At 44.0% G+C, this 22,161-nt stretch carries 11 protein-coding genes; 2 read left to right on the top strand and 9 right to left on the bottom strand.

Annotation, left to right across the window (positions count from 1 at the left end):
• Window positions 1-58: 58 nt before the first annotated feature.
• Both EKM82_RS00050 and EKM82_RS00045 read right to left on the bottom strand, forming a co-directional pair.
• Complete coding sequence (locus tag EKM82_RS00050) at window positions 59-328, bottom strand: GIY-YIG nuclease family protein (protein WP_125766291.1); 270 nt, start codon at window positions 326-328, stop codon at window positions 59-61.
• Window positions 316-1,062: a tRNA1(Val) (adenine(37)-N6)-methyltransferase gene (locus EKM82_RS00045; protein ID WP_125766290.1), complete on the bottom strand. Its 747-nt coding sequence runs from the start codon at window positions 1,060-1,062 to the stop codon at window positions 316-318. Before EKM82_RS00045 ends, EKM82_RS00050 begins: the two co-directional genes overlap by 13 nt.
• A gap of 178 nt (window positions 1,063-1,240) precedes the next feature.
• Between EKM82_RS00045 and EKM82_RS00040 the strand changes: the two genes are divergently transcribed.
• The gene (locus tag EKM82_RS00040; protein WP_125766289.1) at window positions 1,241-1,897 is read left to right on the top strand and encodes a lysophospholipid acyltransferase family protein; all 657 of its coding nucleotides are present in this window, start codon (window positions 1,241-1,243) and stop codon (window positions 1,895-1,897) included.
• Here EKM82_RS00040 and EKM82_RS11100 read toward each other — a convergent pair.
• From EKM82_RS11100 to EKM82_RS00020, 5 genes are all read right to left on the bottom strand, one after another.
• Entirely contained in the window at window positions 1,890-2,066 is a 177-nt protein-coding gene (locus tag EKM82_RS11100; RefSeq protein WP_164508007.1) for a hypothetical protein, read from the bottom strand. The genes EKM82_RS00040 and EKM82_RS11100 overlap by 8 nt on opposite strands.
• A gap of 526 nt (window positions 2,067-2,592) precedes the next feature.
• Window positions 2,593-4,428, bottom strand: a complete 1,836-nt coding sequence (locus EKM82_RS00035) for an ABC transporter ATP-binding protein (RefSeq protein WP_125766288.1) — start codon at window positions 4,426-4,428, stop codon at window positions 2,593-2,595.
• Complete coding sequence (locus EKM82_RS00030) at window positions 4,406-6,175, bottom strand: ABC transporter ATP-binding protein (RefSeq protein ID WP_125766287.1); 1,770 nt, start codon at window positions 6,173-6,175, stop codon at window positions 4,406-4,408. Before EKM82_RS00030 ends, EKM82_RS00035 begins: the two co-directional genes overlap by 23 nt.
• A gap of 86 nt (window positions 6,176-6,261) precedes the next feature.
• On the bottom strand, window positions 6,262-6,495 hold the full coding sequence (locus tag EKM82_RS00025) for a YneF family protein (RefSeq protein ID WP_125766286.1): 234 nt from the start codon (window positions 6,493-6,495) through the stop codon (window positions 6,262-6,264).
• A 116-nt stretch (window positions 6,496-6,611) separates the two neighbouring features.
• Window positions 6,612-6,857 carry a DUF896 domain-containing protein gene (locus EKM82_RS00020; protein WP_125766285.1) on the bottom strand — a complete coding sequence of 82 codons (246 nt, stop codon included), beginning with the start codon at window positions 6,855-6,857 and terminating at the stop codon, window positions 6,612-6,614.
• A gap of 199 nt (window positions 6,858-7,056) precedes the next feature.
• On the opposite strand from EKM82_RS00020, the gene lexA reads away from it, so the two are divergent.
• Window positions 7,057-7,677: a transcriptional repressor LexA gene (lexA, locus tag EKM82_RS00015; protein WP_125766284.1), complete on the top strand. Its 621-nt coding sequence runs from the start codon at window positions 7,057-7,059 to the stop codon at window positions 7,675-7,677.
• Between the two features lie 115 nt (window positions 7,678-7,792).
• Here lexA and EKM82_RS00010 read toward each other — a convergent pair whose 3' ends face one another.
• Both EKM82_RS00010 and EKM82_RS00005 read right to left on the bottom strand, forming a co-directional pair.
• Window positions 7,793-16,816, bottom strand: a complete 9,024-nt coding sequence (locus tag EKM82_RS00010; protein ID WP_125766283.1) for a leucine-rich repeat protein — start codon at window positions 16,814-16,816, stop codon at window positions 7,793-7,795.
• A gap of 230 nt (window positions 16,817-17,046) precedes the next feature.
• Entirely contained in the window at window positions 17,047-21,618 is a 4,572-nt protein-coding gene (locus EKM82_RS00005) for a leucine-rich repeat protein (RefSeq protein WP_125766282.1), read from the bottom strand.
• Between the last annotated feature and the right edge of the window lie 543 nt (window positions 21,619-22,161).

The raw sequence follows: 22,161 nt of genomic DNA, 5'->3' as shown, positions 1-22,161 counted from the left end.
ATTATACCGATAAAAGCCTTGACATGCAAGCTAAAATTAGCGATTTATCTGTCGCGACTTAACGCCAAGTCACATGATGTGCCGTTAAAAAAGCTTCTTTTTGGCGCCGCGAGTGTTGTTTGAACTTGGCTTCAAAACTCAAGGCAGCATGCTTGTCATCGAATTCTTGCTGATAAAGTAATTTAACTGGGCGGCGATTCCGAGTATACTTGGCGCCCTTACCAGCATTGTGGGTCGCGACCCGTTTAGCAACGTCATTGGTCGAGCCAGTATAGAAGGTTCCGTCAGCACATTGAACCAAATAACAGTAATAACTCACTTTGTCGATCCTCCAGTAGCCGCTTCACCATGCAAAATCCGTTTCACTTCCGGCGTATATTCATTCTGGTCTGTGTAGGCAACTAACGGTGGTAAAACACGCACACCATTGGGCCGGCCATTCTTAATTGCTTCAAATAAAACCATATTGGCCTCGCGACCAGCTTTAGGATAAACGAAACGAATTCGCTTTGGTGCCAAACGATGTGCTTGACAGGCGAACATAATGTCAGCTAAACGTTCCGGCCGATGTACCATATAAAAATGGCCATTGGTCTTCAATAATTGTTGACTAGTCGCCAGGACCGTGGCTAAATCAGTTTTGATTTCATGACGCGCAATCGCATAATACGGATTCGGATTTTTAATACTTTGCTGATGATCGACGAAATACGGTGGGTTACAACTGACCACATCAGCAAAATCATGACCAAGTTTTTGTGGCGACTCTTTCAAATCCATGGTGGCCACCTGAATTTGGTCGTCCAAGTGATTCAAGCTCACTGAACGGCGGGCCATATCAGCCAACTTCTCCTGAATCTCCACCATTGTGATCGGCCCCTTGGTCTTCTGGCTAAGAAATAAGCCTACCGCCCCATTGCCAGCACACAGATCAATAATCTGATCACGCTGCCGTGCTTGAACAAAATCGGCGAGTAAGACTGCATCTAATGAAAAAGAGAAAACATCATCACTTTGAATGATTTTAACGCCACCATTAATTAATTGATCGATTCGTTCCACTTGCTAAACGCCCCTCAAAATGAAATCTAGTCATCGACAATGACTTTTTTTAACGAAGTTACTGCTAAGAGTTAGTAATTTAATTATACCAAATTCTTTTTTTCTGATATAATTTTTTTAGTATTCGTTGAAACTACAGGAACGAATTTTAGGAACTTTTAGAAACTCAGGTGAAAGCATGTTTTATAAAATTGTTCGTCCAATTGCTCGTTTTCTGGTCTGGCTCCTTAATGGCCACACCAAAGTCGTTAATCGTGAAAATTTAATTGACGGTCCTTATATTCTAGTCGCGCCCCATCGAACTTGGTGGGAACCGATTATTTTCGCAATTGCCGCGCGACCACGTGAATTCAGTTTCATGGCTAAAAAAGAATTATTTCATAATCCAATTCTGCGTTGGATTCTAGTGCATGCCCACGCATTTCCTGTTGACCGTTTCAATCCTGGCCCTTCTGCAATTAAAACACCGGTCCGAATTTTAAAAGAAGGCAAACTGTCACTAATCATGTTTCCGTCAGGGACACGCTACTCAGCCCAACTTAAAGGCGGCGCAGCCTTAATCGCCAAAATGGCCAAAGTACCATTATTACCAGTCGTCTATCAAGGGCCAGTGACTTTTAAAGACTTTCTCAAGCACAAACGGGTAACGGTTGGTTTCGGCGAACCAATTCAAATTCCCGTACGTCAGAAATTAGATGAAGCTGGTCTTGCTGAAATAAACGATGCCATGACCAACGCTTGGCAGCAATTAGATCAACAAATCGATCCCAACTTTAAATACCAACCTGATTTGAAGAAATTGGCGGCGGAAAAAGCTGAGGATAAGATTAAGTAGCAAAGTTTGAAACAGAATTGAATCTGACTCCATTGCGGGCTTGCTGGTTGTGGAACGCGGCCGGCATCGATTTGAACCAATTGAAAACCACAATTGTTTCAAATACGAGCCTTTGTCTAATTGCTAAAGCAATAAGACAAATTTGGCGGCTGACAACCACGCCCTCCATTCCGTCTGGAGTTAAGGTGGTTCACTACATTTTTGTAAATGCTTAAGGCAGCGCGTAGTGGGATTAATCAACTTCATTCAAATTGTTGTCACAACTGAACAGTAATACAAAAAAGCCTATTTGACAGTTTCTGGTTTTATCCAGATAAAAATTGTCAAACAGGCTTATTATTTTATGTCAATTTGATTTTCTAAACAGTGGTGCTGAACTCTATTGGTTTCATCAGGTCGTTACTGGGTGATTGGCATCAAACTCCACTGGTATTGCCTTAATAACAATCAAATCTACAGTGGACTAACCTAGCTCAAAACGCAGTGAAGGCCGCCGGGTTGTCAGCCGCCAAATTATCCTTGGCGCTTTAGCGCTTAGGATAAGGGTTGCATTTGAGATTGTTGCGTAGCAATAAGCTCAAATCAATCCCGGCCGCGTTCCACACTCCGCCGGCCGCAACGGAGTTGTCCACTATTCTGCCCAAAACTAGTTATTGTTGACTCAAATTGCCCAACAACTAGTGAAAGACTTGGCACTACTCTGCCTTACCCTGTTGTAATTGATACAACTGATAATAGCGACCATGTTGAGCCAAGAGTTCCTCGTGAGTACCATGTTCCACAATTTTCCCAGCATCTAGCACAATAATTTGCTCGGCATCCTTAATCGTTGAGAGCCGATGGGCAATCGCAATTGTCGTCCGACCACGACGAATCCGGCGGAGACCTTCTTGAATCAGGCTTTCAGTTTCAGTATCAATGTTAGCTGTCGCCTCATCAAGTACCAGAATCTTCGGATTAGTCACAACTGTTCGCGCAAAGGAAATTAATTGCCGTTGCCCACTTGAAAATTGACTACCACCTTCAATAACTCGCGCATGATAACGATTAGTTAACTGATTAATAAACGTATCTGCCTGAACGAATTCAGCGGCTGCTTCAATTTGTTGATCAGTAATATCTTCGTTAAATAAGCGAATATTAGAAGCCACATCACCATAAAACATAAACGAATCTTGCAAAACAAGGCCCATTTTCTGACGCAGATCTGACATCGGATAATCCTTGATATCACGGCCATCAATCAAGATCTGACCTTCGTAAAATTCATAAAAGCGCATCATGATATTAATAATTGAACTTTTACCTGAACCAGTGTGACCAACAATACCCACGGTTTGTCCTGGCTTGGCAACAAAGGACACATCGTGGAGAATTTCATGTTGCCCATCATAAGCAAAGGAAACGTGACGAAATTCAATTTCACCAGTAGTAATCGTACCACTGGCCTTTGGATTCTGTTGCGGCGTCAAATGGTCATCATCGAGAATTCGGAAAATCCGCTTGCCGGCAACCACACCGTCTTGTAACGCTGACAACGAATCCATCATGTCTGACATTGGATTAAAGAAGTTAGACACATAGGTCGTAAAGGCATAAATCACGCCGGCCTCCACAAACTGATGCTGTGATAATAAGCCAAACTGCCCCAACACCAAGGTCAAGGCCAAGGCATACAAGAGATTGATCAAGGAAGAAAGTAACAATGAGTTTGTCCGAATCATTGCTTTACGGGTTGCTAAGTACTCACCATTGGTTTTTTCAAATTCTTGACTGATCCGCTTTTCTTGGCGGAATTGGCGAATAATCGACATACCTTCAATCGATTCATTTAATTTGATATTTAACTCACTGAGCTTTTCCCGCATTTTCCGGTAAACCCACGAACTGTATTTGGCATAGTACCAAATGGCTAGCATCAGTAACGGCAAAAAGGCTAAAACAATCCAGGAACCACGGGCGTTCAGGGTGTGCATGGCAATAAAGGCTGAAACAATTGCGAAGGTCCCCGTTAAAATTGAAGCGAATACTTGTAAGAAATCCATGATTGTCATCGTATCGTTCGTTACCCGAGAAACAATCGAACCAGCTGGTGTCAAGTCAAAATAACGCATCCCTAAAGTGTGTAATTTACGGAATAATTTCTCCCGCACTGACTCTAATGATTTTTCCGCACCAACTGAATAAGTGTAGTTGCTAGTAAATTGTAAAATGGCCTTTAAAACTGTTCCCATGAAGTATAAGGCCGCAAAACCTAAAATGACCCGAGTTGTGCCGGTTTTCACGGTTAAATACTTATCCATAAAGACTTGTAACAATTTCGGTAGCAAAATGTTGACGATTGCTAAAGCTGCCGAAGTAATAATGGCACTAATGAACAACCACTTAAATGGCAGTGAAAACTTCAGCATTCGCTTGATAATTTGGGTCTGCTCTTTAACTGGAATACTTTGGGACCAAATGGATTGTTGTTGATTATTGTTAGTCTGTTCAGTATTTTTGTTCTGATTATTCGTTTGTTTCTGCGTCATTCGATTCACCTCCCAACTGTGATTCAATTTGTTGCTTACGCCACATTTCAGCGTACCAGCCGTCATTGGCTAGTAATTCTTCATGATTACCACGTTCAACGATTTGACCATCATCGATCACCAGAATTTCATCGGCATTGGCCACACTGCTTAAGCGATGGGCAGCAATAATCGTGGTTTTTTGATCACGATCTTCTTTTAAATCAGTTAAAATTTCTGCTTCTGTTTTCGCATCAACTGCGGACAAGGCGTCATCAAGAATCAGAATTTCTGGCAGTGTCATAATCGCTCGAGCAATCGACAACCGCTGCTTCTGTCCACCGGATAAGGAAACGCCCTTCTCGCCAACCAAAGTATCATATTGTTGCGAGAAGTTCAGAATATCTTCGTGAATCGCACTTTCCTTAGCTGCCTGCTCAACCTCTTCTTGCGGTTTGGTCATCGCTGCAAAACGAATATTATCGCGAATATTTGTTGAAAACAGGAAATTTTCCTGAGGCACATAACCAATGCTGGCTAAAACACTGTCCAAGTTATAATCACGAATATCATGACCACCAATTGTTATTTTGCCTTGATAATGGTCAAACTCACGCAGTAATAATTTAATAATGGTGGTTTTACCAGCGCCAACGCGACCAACTAAGCCCAGCGTCTGACCTTGCTTTAATTCAAAGTGAATCTGCTTCAAAGCAACTCGTGGATCGTCAGGGTACTTGAATTCAGACACTTGATAGTCCAAATCGCCATGTAAACTGTGGGTCCCAGCAACTTTAGGGGTAACCGCCTCGCTGGTTTCATTGAGCAATTCCTGAACTCGGTCATAACTGGCATTGCCACGTTCGATCACGTTAAATAACCGACCAATCGCAAACATTGGCCAAACTAAGGCACCAATATAAGCCACGAAGGAAATCAATTGCCCTAACGTAATCGCCTGCGTTACCACTAAATGGCCCCCATAGGCAATCGTAATCGCATAAGTCAGCCCAATAATCAGCGTCGTAATCGGATCAAATAATGAATCAATTCGATAAACTTTTTTATTAATCGTGATCGTTTTGTCGACAATCTGTTCAAAATCAGCAACGTCTTCGTCTTCCTGACCAAATGTTTTGATGACTTTAACCCCACTGACTGACTCTTGCGTTTTATCATTCAACCGGGAAAAAGCCGCCTGCGATTCACTGAAAGCGCTGTGCAAGTGTTTACCTAAAACGCGGGCCATCACTGCCAGCAACGGCATCGGCAACAAGGCGACTAAAGTCAAGCGCCAGTCAACAAAGATCAGCATTGCCACAATTGTTGTCCCACCAGTTAAAATCGAATCGGCAAAGGTTAAAATGCCGGCACCGGCCACGTTTTGCACCGCATTCAGGTCATTGGTCGCGTGAGCCATTAAGTCACCAGTTCGATGACGCTGAAAGAAAGTCGCGTCCATTTTCAGAAAGTGACTAAATAATTGCGTCCGTAATTCACGTTCTAAGGTCGCCGCGCCGCCCCAAATCATATTGCGCCAGCCAAACCGACTTAAATACTGCACAACCGCCGCTAATAGTAAAAAGCCTAACCAACTAAATAGCAGCGGCAGCGTTAATTGCTTGGCGCCCATCTTATCCGCTAAAATACCAATCACGCGTGGCGGGACTAAGCCGGCCAAATCAGCCATTAACAAAAATATTAAACCCCAAGTGTAACGTTTCTTTTCGGCTTTAAAAAACCAGCCTAATTTCTTAAAAATTCCCATAATCTGTCCTCGTATCCTTAAAAAATGCAACAAAAAAACAGGTGCTAGGCGCACCTGCGATTAAATCGACGTGATATCAAAAAAGGCTACTTTTTCTCTTGCTTAGCTTGTTGTGCCTTCATGGCAGACATCATTTGATGAAGCTTCTTTTCAGAAGGCTTCTGCCCCATTTGCACCATCATTGCCCGCATCATATCAGAATTAACCGGTGGATTGTCTTTGAAATATTTCTTCATGTAAGCCCGAGCGCCAAAGAAACCTGCAACAGCGCCGACTAAAAGTGCCAAAATAATTAAAGTGATTGCTAAACCCATGTTCATCTTAAAAAACTCCTTAATTAAAAAATGCTAATCTTATTTTACCCAGATTCACTAACAATATGCAAGTGGCCAAGCAGAAAAATATCACAAATTTCCCATAAACTTTTCAGTAACCACTAATCATCACGTAAATTCTTATCGCGTTGAACTTTTTTGACTTTATCAGGCGTAACTTCCTTGCCCTCTTGATTATAAATTCGTAAGTCCTCGATTTGCGTCCGAAAACTGTCACGAAAAGCCTGCAAATAGTCTTGGCGCAATTGTTGCCGCTCCTGCTCTTCTTCAGGACTTAATTCGCTAGTTTTCGCCTTAGCAGCTAGTTCATTAATACGAGCAATTAATTTAGGATCAATTTCACTCATGATAACCTCCAAAATAATTTAATCAAACTGTAAAATACACGAACATCCGTTTGATAACTTAGTTTGCTTATGATAATATAGTACTAGAAAACATAGTTATATCATAACGCATTTTAATCAGAATTTAAAATTGATTAGAATGCTTTTTCGAATGCGAAAGCATTGAACGAGATTCTTGTAAAAAATATTGAGGTGTCCCATGACTAAACCTGTAAGTGCGAAACAATTAGATGTATTACGTTTTATCTATGAAACTGTTAATGATTGCGGTTATCCGCCAACTGTTCGAGAAATCGGTGCCGCCGTACAACTGTCTTCAACTTCCACAGTTCACGGTCACCTATCCCGACTTGAGAAAAAGGGCCTGCTACAACGTGATCCCACCAAGCCACGGGCAATTGAAGTGACTGAAGCTGGCCTGGATGCGTTAGGCATTCAAAAGAAAGCAATTCCCTTATTAGGCGTTGTCACTGCCGGTGAACCTATTCTTGCCGTTGAAGATGCCACTGACTACTTCCCGTTGCCACCAGATCTTAATTTAGATGACAACAACTTATTTATGCTAACGATTCGGGGCGAAAGTATGATCAACGCTGGTATTTTTAGCGGTGATCAGGTGATTGTTCGTCAACAACGCGACGCCCAGAATGGCGATATTGTCATTGCCATGACCGAGGAAAACGAAGCCACCTGCAAACGATTCTTTAAAGAAAAAGGTCATATTCGTTTACAGCCAGAGAATGATACTATGCCACCAATTATTCTGCCCAATGTCACTATTCTGGGCAAGGTGATCAGTCTCTATCGCAGCCATATTTAATTTTTTATATTATCTATGTAAAAAGCGTCCACAATTATCCGAATTGGATAGTCGTGGACGCTTTTCTAATGGTTCAGTTTGCAAGCATCAGGATTAGTGACTGTGTCAAATTGAACTACTTCTTTTGTTTCTTCTTTTTAAATCCTAAAGCCCCTGCTAAGGCTAATAGTGCCGACATCAGAACACCTAGAATTGTCGGTTGTTTATCGGATTGATCACTAGTTTGTGGTAATCTTCCCGTTGGCAATGGTGTTTGACTCTGATTAGCAGTGCTTTGATTTGGTGGCATCGTTGCGGCTGAACGATTATTAGAATTATTGGCGTTGTTGTCCGCCGAAACAGCCGTACGTGGCGAATTCACCTGTGATGCAGTGGTCTGGCGATTAATTGTTCCCCGATGATCTGGATTAATGACTGGCTCTGTCTGATGATGACCTGAATCCCGTGGCTTTGTTTTGTGACCAGTGGTATTCGGCTTTGTTGGTGTTTGCGAATGTCCCGTTGTCTTGGGCTTCGTCGGCGTGGTGGTAGGTGCCACGATAGCTAAATCAACTGTCAGACTTTGTCCCGCCATCGTTCTTAACTGAACTGGATATCGACCAACCTTCTGGAAATTAACCTGGCCGAAGTTCATTTGAATCGCTTCGCCGGCAATACCAGCTTCATCAGTAGCTACGGCCTGAAAATCTTCCAATGTTGGCTGTGAACTGCCCAGAACCATCGTGTAATTCTTAGCAGTTAAACTTGCCCGATTAGCCAGTATCTTTAAAGTAACTGTCAGTGTCTGGCCGTTACTAGCGTGTAAAACGACTGGATAACTACCCACTTTATTCGGATCAACCTGACTCAGATCAGCAGTTACTGAAATTGGTGCCCCACTTTCATCGGTGGCTGTTGCCTGAAAATCAGCGGCTGTTGGTAGCGCATTGCCAGTGTACATCGTCAATCCTTGACCGTGAATTTGTTGATGATTCGCTAAAATGATTAGCTGAACTGTTAGTTTCTGGCCATCGCTTGCAGTCAAGACAACTGGGTACGTGCCCGCTTTCTGCATGTTAACCTGACTCAAATCAGCTGTCACTGGAATCGAATGACCACTTTCATCTGTCGCGGTTACGTGGAAATCAGCTACTGTTGGCAATGAATTCCCGGTGTACATTGTTGGTGCCTGGCCGTGGATTCCCTGTTGATTCGTTAAAACTGTCATTTGAACCGTCAGCTTCTGACCATCACTAGCAGTCAAGACAACTGGGTATGTGCCGGCCTTCTGCATATTAACCTGACTCAGATCAGCTGTTACTGGAATTGAATGGCCACTTTCGTCTGTGGCAGTTACATGGAAATCAGCAATTGTTGGCAGTGAATTACTGGTGTACATTGTTGGTGCCTGACCGTGAATTCCTTGTTGATTAGTTAAAACAGTCAACTGAACCGTCAATTTCTGACCATCACTTGCCGTCAAGACAACTGGGTACGTTCCGGCCTTCTGCATGCTGACTTGACTTAAGTCCGCGGTCACTGGAATTGAATGGCCACTTTCGTCTGTGGCAGTTACATGGAAATCAGCAATTGTTGGCAGTGAATTACCGGTGTACATCGTTGGTGCCTGACCGTGAATTCCTTGTTGATTAGTTAAAACAGTCAACTGAACCGTCAATTTCTGACCATCACTTGCCGTCAAGACAACTGGGTACGTTCCGACCTTCTGCATGTTGACTTGACTTAAATCGGCGGTTACTGGAATTGAACGACCACTCTCGTCTGTGGCAGTTACATGGAAATCAGCCACAGTTGGCATTGCATTTCCCGTATAAACTGTTGGTGCTTGGCCGTGAATTCCTTGATCATTGGTCAAAACTGTCATTTGAACTGTCAACTTCTGACCATCACTTGCAGTCAAGACAACTGGATAAGTACCTGCCTTCTGCATATTAACCTGACTCAGATCAGCTGTGGCTGGAATTGAATGGCCACTTTCATCTGTCGCTGCTACGCGAAAATCAGCTACGGTTGGCATTGTATTCCCTGTATACACGGTTGGTGCTTCAGCGTGGATTCGTTGTTGATTAGCTAAGACTGTCATTTGAACTGTGAGTTTCTGACCATCACTTGCAGTTAGGACAACTGGGTACGTTCCGGCCTTCTGCATGTTGACTTGACTTAAGTCCGCGGTTACTGGAATTGAATGGCCGCTCTCGTCTGTTGCTGTAACATGGAAATCAGCTACGGTTGGCAATGAATTACCAGTGTACATTGTTGGTGCTTGGCCATGAATACTTTGATCATTGGTCAAAACAGTCATTTGAACAGTCAATTTCTGACCATCATTTGCCGTTAAGACAACTGGATAAGTACCTGCTTTTTGCATGTTAACCTGACTCAAGTCGGCAGTCACCGCAATCGAATGACCACTTTCATCTGTCGCTGTTGCGTGGAAATCAACTACTGTCGGCATTGTATTCCCTGTATACATTGTTGGTGCTTCAGCATGAATTCCTTGTTGATTAGCTAGAACTGTCATTTGAACTGTGAGTTTCTGGTCATCACTAGAAGTTAGGGCAACCGGATAAGTGCCGGCCTTTTGCATATTAACCTGACTCAAATCTGCTGTCACCGCAATCGAATGACCACTTTCATCTGTCGCGGTCACATGGAAATCGGACACGGTTGGCATTGCATTCCCTGTATAAACGGTTGGTGCTTGGCCGTGAATACCTTGATCATTAGTCAAAACTGTCATTTGAACCGTCAACTTTTGACCATCACCAGCAGTTAAAACAACTGGATAAGTACCAGCCTTCTGCATATTAACCTGACTCAAATCAACTGTCACCGGAATCGAATGACCACTTTCATCTGTCGCGGTTGCATGGAAATCAGTAACAGTTGGCAAAGTATTCCCAGTGTACATTGTGGGTGCCTGTCCATGGATTTCTTGTTGATTAGTTAAGACAGATAATTGAACTGTTAGTTTCTGACCATCGCTAGCAGTTAAAACAACTGGATAAGTACCAGCCTTCTGCATATTAACCTGACTTAAATCAGCTGTTACCGGAATCGAATGGCCACTTTCATCTGTGGCTGTTACATGGAAATCAGCTACGGTTGGTAATGAATTACCGGTGTACATTGTTGGTCCTTCAGCGTGGATTCCCTGTTGATTGGTCAGAACTGTCATTTGAACTGTCAACTTTTGACCATCACTAGCGGTTAAGATAACTGGATAAGTACCAGCCTTCTGCATATTCACTTGACTAAAACCAGCTGTCACTGGAATTGAATGACCACTTTCATCTGTCGCGGTCACATGGAAATCGGACACGGTTGGCATTGCATTCCCTGTATAAACAGTTGGTGCTTGGCCGTGAATCCCTTGATCATTAGTTAAAACTGTCATTTGAACCGTCAACTTTTGACCATCACCAGCAGTTAGAACAACTGGATAGGTGCCGGCCTTTTGCATATTAACCTGACTCAAATCAACTGTCACTGGAACCGAATGACCACTTTCATCTGTCGCTGTTGCATGGAAGCCAGCTACGGTCGGCATTGAATTACCGGTGTACATCGTTGGTCCTTCAGCGTGGATTCCTTGCTGATTAGTCAAAACTGTCATTTGAACTGTTAACTTCTGACCATCACTAGCAGTTAAAACAACTGGATAAGTGCCGGCCTTCTGCATATTAACCTGACTCAAATCAGCTGTCACTGGAATTGAATGACCACTTTCATCTGTCGCGGTTACATGAAAATCAGCTATGGTTGGCATTGCATTTCCTGTGTACATCGTTGGTGCTTCAGCATGGATTCCTTGTTGATTAGTCTGAACTGTCAATTGAACTGTCTGTTTCTGACCGTTACTCGCAGTTAACACAACCGGGTAAGTACCAGCCTTATTTAAATCAACCTGACTGAAATCGGCTGTTACGGAAATCGGCTGACCATTTTCATCAGTGGCAGTTGCTTGGAAATCCGCTACGGTTGGCATGCTATTGCCAGTATAGGTACTGTAATCGCTAGCTTTAAACGTTGCCTGGTTTGCTAGAACAGTTAATGTCACCATTTTCGTTTGGCCATCACTACTGATCAAATTCACCAAATAAGTGCCTGGTTTTTGCAGGTTGGCTTGACTGAGATCAGCTCTAACTGACACTGGCTGACCATTCTCATCAGTGGCGCTACCAGCAAAGCTCATCACGGTTGGTAAGGTTTCGCCAACATACATTTGCGCGTTATGACCACTAATATTTTGTTGATTCGCTAATACTTGCAAATTAACTTCACGCGACTGGCCATCACTAGTCGTCAATAAAACTGGATAATTACCAGCTTGATGAAGATTGACTTTGCTCAAGTCAACTTGAACTGGTAACACCTGACCATTAATTGCTGTGGCACTCGCCGCAAAAGTTGCACTTGTTGGCGTGGCACTAGTGGTATAAATCGTCGCATTCTGACCGTTAATTTTTTGTTGATCGGCTAAAACGTGTAAAGTCACCGTCTTATGCTGGCCATCAGTCGTCGTCAATTGAACTGGATAATCACCAGCAACTCGTAAATTAGCTTGACTGAGATCAACTTGGACTGGCATTGAAGCGCCCAGTTTATTAGTTGCCAAGGCTTTGAACGTGCTCGCAACTGGTTGACTACCATTGGTATATATGGTCGCATCAGTGCCAGTTAAACTTTGATGATTGGCCTGCACCTGCACCGTGACTGTTAGTGATTGACCATCAGTGGTGGTTAAGGTAATTGGATAACTCCCAGGTGTTTGCAAATTCGCCCCGTTGAAATTGAGCTGCACGTTAACTGGCTGACCGGCTTCATTGGTGGCCTGAACGTGGAAATCTCCTACTGTTGGCAACGGATCACCAGCAGTCATGGTCACATTTTCAGCACTTAGATGGCGCTGATTAACTAATACATGGAGTGTGACGACTTTGGTTTGACCATCACTGCTCGTCAAAGTCACTGGATAATTACCAGGAACTTGTAAATTAACACCAGTCAAATCGGCTGTGACACTAGCGGGCTGGCCACTGGCATCAGTCGCTTTGCCCGCGAAATCATTAATGGTCGGTGCGGGATCACCAGCATACATTGTGACATCGTGGCCAGAAATCTGCTGTTGATTGGTCAGAACTTGCAGCGTGACCACTTTAGTCTGCCCATCAGCCGTAGTTAAGGTGACGGGATAATTGCCAGCCAGTGTTAAATTGGCTTGACTTAAATCAACTTGAACTGGTTCTGGCTGACCATTGCGGGTCGTTGCTAGGGCATGGAAGTTAGCTGCTGTTGGCCGAGTGCCATTGGTATACATTTGATAGTTTTGTGCGGTCAGAGTTGCTTGATTCGCCAGTACTTGCAGTTCGACAGTTTTCGTCTCACCATTGCTAGCTGATAATAAAACTGAATAAGTCCCTGGCTGGTTTAAATGCGCCTGACTTAAATCAATCGTGACTGGTATCTTCGTCCCATCCTCAGCAACTGCACTTGCCTGAAAATCAGTACTAGTCGGTTGCGGATCGCCAACATACATTTGATAGTTTTGACCACTGATTGCGGCGTCATTAGCTAAGACATGTAGCATCACAACCTTGGTCTGACCGCCAGTTGTCGTTAAGGTGATTGGATAATTGCCAGGCGTCTTTAGATTTGCCTGACTTAAATCAGCAGTGATCGCCGTGGCCTGGCCGCTTTCATCAGTCGCCGTTGCTTTGAATGCACTGATTGTCGGAGTGGGATCACCAACATAAACCGTGGCATCCTGACCACTAATACTGGCCTGACTAGCAACAACTTGAACTGTAACGACTTGTTTCTGACCATCAGCGGTCGTTAAAGTCACTGGGTAATTACCTGGCATTTTCAGATTCACTTGACTCGTGTCCGCCATCACTGATTCCGCTTGACCTGCTTTATCAGTCGCATGAGCCTGGAAGTCAGCCACAGTTGGCATCGTGCCATTAACATACAGCTGATAGTTTTGCGCCGTTAGTCGCTGTTGATTAGCCAGAACAGTTAATTCAACTTGACGTTGTTGGCCATCAGTTGTAGTCAGCAGCACGGGATAAGTTCCGGGCATGGTCAAATTAGCTTGACTCAAATTCAGACTTGGCGTTAATGCTTGGCCAGATTTACTAGTCGCTTGGGCCTTAAAATCTGCGATTGTCGGTACTGAATCACCAACATACATCGTCACATTTTGTCCAGTTAAACTTTGCTGATTAGCTAGCACTTGTAAGGTAACTTGCTTAGTCTCACCAGTACTGCTTCGTAAAGTTACTGGGTAAGTTCCGGGCACTTGCGCATGAACTTGACTTAAATCTGCGGTCACACTAGTTGCCTGACCAGCTTGATCAGTCGCTGTTGCGGCGAAGGTCTGATAATCGGGAAGTGGATCGCCAGCGTACATGGTGGCGTTCTGGCCAGAAACGCTTTCATGATTTGCTAGAATCGTAAAACTAGCCGGTGTCGTGGTGACTTGATAATTAGGATTGTCACCAGTGGTAATGCTGATTGGATAAACACCTGGTGCCTCTCCTGCAACTCGATTGATGCTGTAATTCAAAGGACTACCATTCTCAACCGGCGTTGCTTCAGTAATTGTGCTAGTCAAGGTTGGATCGGCTTCGCCAGCATACTTACTTAAATTATTAGCGGCAATGGTCACAATGGCTGGCGTAATTGTATAACTATTATTCTTAGAAATAACTTGCCAATCATTATCAGTGCTGTTATGAACTTGCAGGAACCGGCTCAACGCTGCTGGTGTTAAAGTTAATTGGTATTGGCCAACGTTTTGCAACGGCTGTCCTGACGTTGCGACTAAATCACCAGGTTGTAAGGTCCAGAACATATCACCAGTTACCGCATCGGGATCCGATGATGTACTACTTTCCGTTGATAGCACCACTGGAAACTGGTTAATCGTCGGCTGCTGCGTCTGACCATTATAAGGAACTGACATTGACCCGATGATGACAATTGCTTGGGGTGCTTTCATAACTTGTAGTAGTGCATTGCCAATATTACTAGCGGTCCATTCGTAACGATTATTGTCTAAGGCATCTAAATTAGTAACTCCTTGAGGACTTAGCACCACTTGATAAGTGCCAGCGTCAATTCCGGTTACATTATTGGCGAGGGCCAAATCACCATTGGTCAATTGATAATTATCACCATTGGAGAGCGTCAGCTGATAGTTGCCAGGATTTAACGTTGGTGCATCCCCATTGTATGTTCCCTGTTGCGTACCGGCTAAAACATACGTGGCCTGACGTTTAATAATGTTGGCATTGACATCAGCACTATCAGCAGACATTTGCCCATTTCCTAGTGAATATTGTGGTGTTGAATAACTAACTTGATAAGCGCCAAGTTGATTATCACTGCCCACATAAGGCACAGTTTGACCTTGAGGATTGGTGACGGTAACGCCTAATTGTGCCGGGGTTAAAACGGTCCCATTTTGTTCAACCGCACCAGAAGTATTATCATCAGGAATCCACTTCGTTCCCGACATGATCACTGTATTGTAAGCCTTGATGCCATCAGTATCGGCATCAACTTCGTAATCACCACTATAAAGCGGTACCCCGTGATCGTTATATGTCCAAGCAAAACTAAAATCGGCCGTATTTACTGGTACCGTGAAAATACCATTGGCATAAGAAACACCGTTGCTGATTTGACTAACTTGCAAATTCTTCTCTAAATCAGTTTGGCCGTCCAGATTTAATTTGAAAAGATCTCCCAGTGTAACTTGCTTGTTATTGGTGTAAGTGGTGGCATTATTATGGGAACTGGCAATACCAGTTGTGGTCACATTCCCAGCGGTCACATTCGTCAAACGATTATAAGAAAAAGCATCTGGACCGATTTGAAGATTGGGACCACCACTACTAACACTGGCAAGCTGGTTACCTTCAAAACCGCTCATACCAATGCTAATCACCGAGCTAGGAATCGTCAGACTTGGTTCCAATCGATTATAAGCAAACGCACTATTCCCAATCGTCTGTAAGCCATTGTTTAAAGTCAACTGGTCAATTTGATTGCCCATGAAAGCCCCATTACCAATAGTTGTTAATGAATCAGGTAATGTGAGAGTAAATTCCAATTGGTCTTCGGCAAAGGCGCGATCACCAATTGACGTCAACTGGCCATTTTGTACGAAATTAACCGTATTTAACGCGTGACATTGATAGAAACTTTCTTGACCAATACTGGTGACTGTTGCCGGAATTTGAAGGTTCACCAAGCTCGTATCGTTGGCGAAAGCCTGATCACCAATCGAGGTCAATTGGGAACCCAACTCAAAGGTAACCTGATTCAGCGCCGAATCGCCTGAAAAAGTTTGATCAGCGATCGCCCGCAAACTGGCTGGAATTTGAATGGACTGTAAGGCAGTATTATTCATAAAAGCGCCGGCGCCAATGTTATACAAACTATCTGGCAAATTAATCTGTGTTAATTGCTGGCAATTAGCAAAAGCGGACGGGTAGATTTGCTGAATGGTATTTGGTAACGTCACAGTTTGCAAGCCGGTATTAGCAAACGCCGATGCGCCAATCGAGAAAAAGTCAGTTGTCTTAGAAAAGTCAACTGATTGCAAATTAGTATCGTTAGTAAAAACATTCGCATCGATTGACCGCATATTTGCCCCCAAGCGAACCGATTGTAAATTCGCATCGTTAGCAAACGCACCATTTTGAATACCGACGACTTTATAAGGGATGTAGTCTTTAACGACCACATCAGGAATATCAAGAGCAGTGAAATTGGGATCATTACTGCCGGTGATTATCGCTGTTTGGTTACTGTCGTTATAAGTCATCAGTAAATTCTTTTGGGCACTACTGAGATCATTAGTCGCTGGTGCGGCCGAACGGGTCATCTGCGCTGGACTCAATGGCTGACCATTCTGCATTGGTTGTGACTGGGTCGTCATCTGGTTCAAAACTTTATTTTCTTCTTGTTGATTAGTTTGGTTGACTTTCGTATCCTCGGCCTCGGGTGTGGCTGGATTCGTAGCCGCGTGAGCCGTTGCTTCGTGCACACTACCAACACCTGCCGTACCTAAGAGAATTGCTAATAAAACTCGTTCACATTCATAACTAATGAATCGCTTCTTCATTTCGGGTACACCTCCACGTTAAGTATCAATTATTAATAACAAATACTTGATCTTAATGGCATTATAATCAATTCCCGACTGAACCCTATATGAATAAGCAACCTGTTCTAGACAAGAAATTAGGCGAATTTTTCTAACTCGTGGTAATCAATCTAAATAATCAAAGAAACCGAGTTTAAGCGGTAATTTGCTTAAACTCGGTTTCTTTTAAATGTCTGTTTGTTAACTGATTAATCGCGATCTTTACGACGGCGGAAGTCAGCTAAACCGAATAAACTCACGATTGCGGCTAACAGCGTGCCCCATAAAGTAAGCTGATGATCCACCTGCTCCGCCGTTTCCGGTAGCATCTTAGCCTTTGACCTACTAGTACTAGTGGACTTGGCCGCTGTCGGAGAGTTCGCGCCCGTTTTTTTCGGATTGAGCGTCGACGTTTCAGTTGTCTTCGTCGTTGATTTTGTTGTTGGTGGCATTGTTGTGCTTGGTTGAGTTGGCTTCGTCGTCGGCGTAGTCGTCCCTGGCGTGGTAGTTGGCGGGGTCACCACCGCTTTGGCGACAATACTCAACACCACTGTGCGCGTTTGCCCATCACCAGCAGTTAACGTAACTGGATAATGGCCCACCTGTTCGAAATTAACCCGACTGAAATCAGCCTGAATGTTCTCAATAACCATCCCCGTCTTATCCAGCGCATGAGCCTGAAAGTCGCTGACTGTTGGCTGGGGATCGCCAATTGTCATCGTGAAGTTGGCGGCACTCATTTTCTGTTGACTCTTCAGTAGCAGTAAATTCACCGACTTAGTTTGGCCATCGCTAGCCATTAAGTTGACTGGATAAGTACCAGCAGTCTGGAAATCAACCTGCGCAAAATCAGCACTCACAGTTAATGGTTGCCCAGTTTTATCAGTGGCGGTGGCATGAAAGTCAGCCGCGGTTGGCATTGGGTCGCCAACATACATCGTGTAATCATAACCTTGAATCGCCATTTCATTAGTTAACACATGTAACTGCACGGTCATCGTTTGCCCATCACTGGCTGTTAAGCTAACTGGGTAACTACCAGGACGCTCAACATTGGCCTGACTTAAATCCGCGGTAACTGATAATGTATTACCAGCCTCATCTTTAGCACTCGCTTGAAAATCGCCCACTGTTGGCATTAGGTCCCCAGCATAAATCGTATAATCTTGGCCAGTAATACTTTTCTCATTAGCTAACAAATGTAGTAACACTGGCTTCGTCTGACCATCGCTACTCTTTAACGTGACGGAATAACTGCCGGGCTCAGTAAAATTGACTTGACTGAGATCAACCGATACCCCGACTTGATCGCCATTCACATCGGTGGCGCTGGCTTTAAAGTCCGCTGCAGTCGGCGTGCCATCGCCAACATACATGGTGTAATCTGTGCCGGCAATTGATTGAAGAGTGGCTTCGATGGTGAGGGTCGTCGTCGCAGTTTGACCATCACTGGTCGTAAATTTAACGGGATACTCACCAGGAGTTTTCAGGTCCACTTGACTTAAATCCATGGTGATGGCAATTGCTTGGCCAGTTTTATCAGTGGCGGTTGCCTTAAAGTCCGCTAAAGTTGGTGCAGTCTGACCAACGTGCAGCGCGTAAGGTTGCACCTGAAGACTTTGTTGATTGGCAAGCAGATGTAAGTTAACTGTCTTCGTTTGCCCATCACCAGTGTATAAAATAACTGCATACTGACCAGGCTTTTGATAGTCAACGTTGCCTAAATCTGCTGTGACGGTCTCAGTCGCGCCGGCTTTATTGGTCGCACTGGCCTTAAAGTCTGTAATTGTCGGTTCGGGATCACCGACATACATGGTGTAATCTGAGCCCGTGATACTTTGCTGATTTTTCAGAACAGTTAAATGAACTGTTTTATGCTGACCGTCACCAGTTGTTAAAGCAACTGCATAAGTTCCCGGTTGCTGAAAATCAGCTTGGCTCAAGTCCATCGAAATAGTTTCTGGATCGCCAGCAATATTCGTGGCTGTCGCCTTAAAATCAGCCAAGGTCGGCGTGGCATCACCAACGTACATCGTATAATCACTAGCTGAAATGGCCTGTTGATTTTTGATGATCGTAAAAGTGCCCGGTACAGTGGTCACTTGATAATTCGAGTTCTCACCCAGGTCAACTTTAATTGGATAAGTGCCCGGCGTTTCGCCACTAGTTCGACTCAAACTGTAATTCAGTAAGGTGCCCGAAGAAACTGGATTCTGATAAGTGACGACTGCGCTCAACTTCGGATCTGGTTCACCACCATATTTGCTGGCATTATTCGCGGCAATCGTTACCCGTGCTGGAGCAATTGTATAGCTAGCTGTTTGTGCCGCCACGTCTAGGGTCCAATTATAGTTCGCACTGTCATTAGCTGCCATGAAGGTTGTCAAAGCTGTGGCGCTCAGTGAAATCGGATAGGTTCCGGCATTGAGCAGTGGCGTTTCATCAGTCGAAATCAAATCGGTACTAGCAAAGCCGGTGTAGGTACCACCAGTAGACATCATTAACCGATAATCGTCTTTCGTTGGTAACTGATCTTGGCCGGTATAAGGATGATTTTCGCTCCCGGTCAAATAATAAGTGGCCGTGGCCTTATCAATGACTAAAGTACCAGTGCCATTGGTGGCCAAAGTCCAGTTATATAGTGCCGCATCTGCTGATGAGCTTGCCAAATGCGCCACGCCCGCTGCTGATAACTGCACTTGATAAGTACCAGCATTAGTTGCAGTTGTTCCACCGTTGACCAATTCTAAATCGCCAGGTACTAAAGCATAAGTTGAACCATCAGACAAATTCACTGTAAAATGACTGTTCACAAGTGCTTGGGGTTGGCCATTATAAGTTTCAGTTTGCGTGCCAGTTACTGAATAAGTGCCATCACGCTTAATCACCATGACGTTAGCTGTGGCCGCATCGTTGCCATAAGAATAAGTGACCTTGTAGAGACCAGTCTGACGAGTATCGATCGTCTCAACAGACTGACCCTCAGGATTAACAATCGCGACGGTTAATTGTGCCAAAGTTAGCGGCGTCCCATCGGCCAATTGGGCACTATCGAAATTGTCAGCTGGCTGCCAGTCAGTGCCGGCCAACACTTGCGAATCATAAACTTTAATATCAGGATTATTCAGGACCACATGATACTGACCACTGTATAAATCAGTACCTTGATAAGGACTGTCCCATTTAAAACTAAAACTAGTCGTCCCGGTCGGCACCACAAATTGATTATTCTCATAAGTGACACCATTGGTGATCTGACTGATTTGTAATTTATTCTCCAGTTGTGATTGACCATTAACATTAATATCGAATAAGTCGGAAATGGCAACATGGGCCGGATCAGTAAAAATGGTCGTTTCATTTTGGACACCGATGGAACCATTGTTAACAATCTGCTTCGCATTAAAATCAACCACTCGATTGTACATCAGCACATCGGTCCCCATGTTCACCTGATCGCCAAGAATATCAACTTTAGTTAATTGGTTGCCCTTAAAAGCACCACTGCCAATCTCAGTCACACTAGCTGGCACTGACAATGTTTTGGCCAAATTGTTATAAGCAAATGCTTCCGCACCAATCGTTGTTAAATTGGTATTCAGCGTCAGACTGGTCAATTGATTGCCAAGAAAAGTTTCCGTGCCAATTGTTTTAAGATTGGTCGGTAAAACCAAATCGCCAGCTAAACTAGCATATTCAAAAGCATAATCACCAATCGTCGTTAAGGCCGTTGCATTTTTGAAATCAGCACTCACTAAGGCCGTGTCATAAGTGAAAGCTTGTTTACCGATTGTTTGTAAATTAGGGCCGAAAGTCACACTACTCAATGCTTTATTTCCCAGAAAGGCCTGATCACCAATTGTGACCAAACTATCTGGAAATGGAAAAGTAGTCAAACTTTCGTCATAAACAAACGCCCCACTGCCAAGGGTAGTCAGTTGGCTGTTACTTGGAAAACTCACTGTCTGCAGTTGGCTACAACTGGCGAAGGCTTGACTAGGAATCACCTGTAACCCGGCTGGGAAAGCAACGCTGGTTAAGCCTTTGGAATAAATAAAGGCATTGGCACCAAGGCTCGTTAAACTAGCCGGCAACGTCACACTGGTCAATTGATTACTGATTGCAAAAGCTTGATAACCAATGGTCGTCACCGTTTCTGGCAAAGCCAAACTAGTCAAGCCATTTTCCGCAAAAGCATTATCACCAATCGTCGTTAACACCTGATTATTTGAAAAATCAACTGAGGTCAACTGCGGACAATAACCAAAAGCGCCAGTGGCAATCTCCTGAACATTGGCGCCAATCACCACATTGGTCAAAGAACTATGACCAATAAAAGCATTCGCACCGATTTCGGTCACCTGATAAGTCGCTCCCTGATAAGTAACAGTATCCGGAATCACAATCGTGCTCAAATCAACGCCGGTATTAAAACCGGTTAGCGTTGCAGTCTGAGTACTGGCCGAATATGACCAAGTAAAATCCTCCTGAGCCGTTGGTATCGCAACTCGCACTAACGGCGTGGCTAAGCGCTGAACACGACTATTTTGTTGTGTTAACTTCGTCAGACCAGCAATCCCCCCAGAATTGCCGACTGGTTGTAGGTCCTTAGTCAGGACTGAACTCAACGCTTGCTGATCAGTTAATGCCGTGATCGGCGCTACTTCAGCAGCAGCCACTTGATGCCTAGTCACATGAGAAGTGCCAATTGCCGTCGTCCCCAAAATGACGGTCAATAAAATTCGCTCACAGTCGAATGAGCCAAGTTTAAAATATCTCAAAGTAGTTCCCCCTCTAATCAATCGATTTAATCTGATAATTGTATTATACGAATTTTGTTAAATCACTTAAAACCAATCTGCCTTCACATCTAGACAAGAAAAGGCGCAGCCGGCTGCTGCAAGTAGATAAAGCAACGACAATCAAGCATTCGTCATCTTGTCACTGCTCACTTCCCGGTTTTTCAAAATAATGATCAGTCAATTAAGGCAGTAATAAAAAATACACTTGTGGCTTTTCACATCATCACAAATGTATTTTACTTTTGCTAAATGATTTTTATCTGCTCGGAAACGGAATGGCGTCTGACTCTGTTTCGGTCTGCTTGGCGTGGAACGCGGCTGGCAGTGATTTGAGCTGATTGCTTCAGGGCAAAATGGGCATTAAGTCTTCCCTAATCGAAAAAGGTGGTGGCGGCGCAATTTGAGAGGCGTGGAACGCCATGGGCATTGATTTAAGCTTTTGTTGCACAAAATCTTAAATACAAGCCTTATTCTAACCGCTAAAGCGGCAAGAATAATTTCATGGCTGACGCCAATTGCGCC

The sequence above is a fragment of the Lapidilactobacillus wuchangensis genome, from assembly GCF_003946645.1.
GTDB classification, from domain to species: Bacteria; Bacillota; Bacilli; order Lactobacillales; family Lactobacillaceae; genus Lapidilactobacillus; species Lapidilactobacillus wuchangensis.
Note: the sequence above shows the minus strand (reverse complement) of the source record. Positions and strands in the feature narration are given on the sequence as shown.

Bases quoted from the DNA above. Each gene is read 5' to 3' on its own strand.
- EKM82_RS00040 (WP_125766289.1), top strand. From the start codon at position 1,241: ATGTTTTATAAAATTGTTCGTCCAATTGCTCGTTTTCTGGTCTGGCTC.
- EKM82_RS11100 (WP_164508007.1), bottom strand. From the start codon at position 2,066: ATGGAGGGCGTGGTTGTCAGCCGCCAAATTTGTCTTATTGCTTTAGCA.
- EKM82_RS00035 (WP_125766288.1), bottom strand. From the start codon at position 4,428: ATGACGCAGAAACAAACGAATAATCAGAACAAAAATACTGAACAGACT.
- EKM82_RS00030 (WP_125766287.1), bottom strand. From the start codon at position 6,175: ATGGGAATTTTTAAGAAATTAGGCTGGTTTTTTAAAGCCGAAAAGAAA.
- EKM82_RS00025 (WP_125766286.1), bottom strand. From the start codon at position 6,495: ATGAACATGGGTTTAGCAATCACTTTAATTATTTTGGCACTTTTAGTC.
- EKM82_RS00020 (WP_125766285.1), bottom strand. From the start codon at position 6,857: ATGAGTGAAATTGATCCTAAATTAATTGCTCGTATTAATGAACTAGCT.
- lexA (WP_125766284.1), top strand. From the start codon at position 7,057: ATGACTAAACCTGTAAGTGCGAAACAATTAGATGTATTACGTTTTATC.
- EKM82_RS00010 (WP_125766283.1), bottom strand. From the start codon at position 16,816: ATGAAGAAGCGATTCATTAGTTATGAATGTGAACGAGTTTTATTAGCA.